The sequence below is a fragment of the Ruminococcus callidus ATCC 27760 genome, from assembly GCF_000468015.1.
Taxonomy (GTDB): domain Bacteria; phylum Bacillota; class Clostridia; order Oscillospirales; family Ruminococcaceae; genus Ruminococcus_C; species Ruminococcus_C callidus.
Genome location: NZ_KI260418.1, coordinates 1 through 1,797, shown reverse-complemented (window position 1 = coordinate 1,797; position 1,797 = coordinate 1). Strand labels below are relative to the sequence as shown.

Annotated in this window: 1 protein-coding gene; it reads left to right on the top strand. The window is 49.0% G+C overall.

What is annotated here, in order from left to right; all coding sequences use genetic code 11:
• The first annotated feature begins 63 nt into the window (after positions 1-63).
• Positions 64-1,539, top strand: coding sequence for an APC family permease (locus tag RUMCAL_RS09210; RefSeq protein WP_021682500.1), 1,476 nt, complete (start codon positions 64-66; stop codon positions 1,537-1,539).
• Positions 1,540-1,797: the final 258 nt, after the last annotated feature.

Below are 1,797 nucleotides of genomic sequence, written 5' to 3'. Positions count from 1 at the left end.
GCATCTTACGCACAAGCTTTATTCTGTGTTTCCTAAATAAGTGTTTGAAAAGAGTTGAGCGTAATGCAAGAGAAAAAGTTGGGGCTGCCCAGTATTGTGGCAACCGGTGTGGGACTGATTATCGCCACAAGCTGTCTGCTTTCTATCGGGCAGGGAGCATCGACCATTGGTCTGCCGTTTATCATTACAATGGCAATTGCCTGTGCTTTTAACATTCTGACTGCATTTTCAATTTGTGAACTGAATGCCCTGATGCCGAACCTGACCGGCGGCATGGCACAGTATACACTGGCATGTTTCGGACCGTTTGTGTCCATTGTCATTACTGTGGGCGGTTATCTGACATGTCAGACAATCATGGGCAGTTCCGAAGCGGCAATGTTCGGCAATACCTTGAGCAATGTGCTGACAGGTGTGCCGATACCGGGATCTGTGTATTCCATTGTGCTGATCCTGATTCTGTTGGGACTGAACCTGTTCGGCGTGGATATGTTCGCCAAGGTGCAGAACATTGTGGCATACGGGCTGATCGGTTCGCTGCTGTTTCTGGGCATTATGGGAACGATCAAGCTTGGCACCGGTCAGGTCGTGGAACAGCCGGCAGTGCTTTCCTCAAAGCCCGGTGATGTGTTCTCTCTGCTGGGACTGGCATTCTTCCTGTTTATCGGGGTAGAGTTTATCGTGCCGATTTCCACACAGGTGAAGAACCCGCGGAAAAAGGTGCCGTTTGGCATGGTCATCAGTCTGGTTGCCATTCTGGTGATGCAGATCTTCATGGTCATTGGTTTCAGCCACTACACCCCCTGGGACGAACTGGGTGTAAGCACTGTGCCGCATATCCTGTACGGTTCACTGCTGTACGGTAAGGTCGGCACGATCTGGATGACGGTGATCTCCCTGCTGGCTGTAATCAGCACGCTGAACACGGCGATGTTTTCCATTGCACAGATTTGTTCCGGTATGGCAAAGATCCAGCTGCTGCCTTCTGTTTTCATGCGGAAGAACAAGCGTGGAACACCTTATGTAGGACTGCTGCTGGTGGCTGCGGTAATGATTCTCATCAACATCACCGGACTTTCCACCAGCGATCAGCTGACATTCCTGATTCTGACGGGCTGTACTTTCTGGATCTCCTCCTACATCATTCTGCATTTTGATGTGCTGATTCTCCGGAAGCGTCTGCCGAAAGCCCCCAGAACTTTCAAGCTGCCCTTTGGCCCGCTGATTCCGATCATCGGTATTATCGGCAACGGCTTTATGATCTACAATATTGACTCCAGCTGGGAAGTCAAAAAGCGGATCTATTTGATTTTCGTGATTACTGTTGCGATTTTGTCCGTCTACGCTGTGCTCTGGATCAAGTGTGTGATGAAGCGACCGATGTTCAAGGCGTATCAGATCAAGGAAGTTATGGCAATGGAATCGGATCTGTATCAGATCAACTACAATCCCGACGTTGCCAAGAAGCTGCATCTGGATGCAAAACCGGAAATCGAAAGCATGCCAGCAGATGTCAACACCGGTACTCGTCCGGAATAATATTGAATAATTTCTAAGGCAATACCGCACAAAGTCGCCAGACGCTCTTTGTGCGGTATTGCTCTAAAACCGGCTGTCGCAGAGAAAATACTGCGGCAGCCGGTTTTTTGCGGTATTGTCCAAAAAGGTTCACGAAAAAACGCTTTTTCGCCTACTTGCAAAAAAGTCGGTTTTGTATTATAATAGAGAATTGAGGCAATACCGCACAAAGAGCGTCAGGCGACCTTTGCACGCCATCTGCTTGCAAATTTCCCTTCA

Coding starts and splice junctions, on each gene's coding strand:
- RUMCAL_RS09210 (WP_021682500.1), top strand. CDS start 64: ATGCAAGAGAAAAAGTTGGGGCTGCCCAGTATTGTGGCAACCGGTGTG.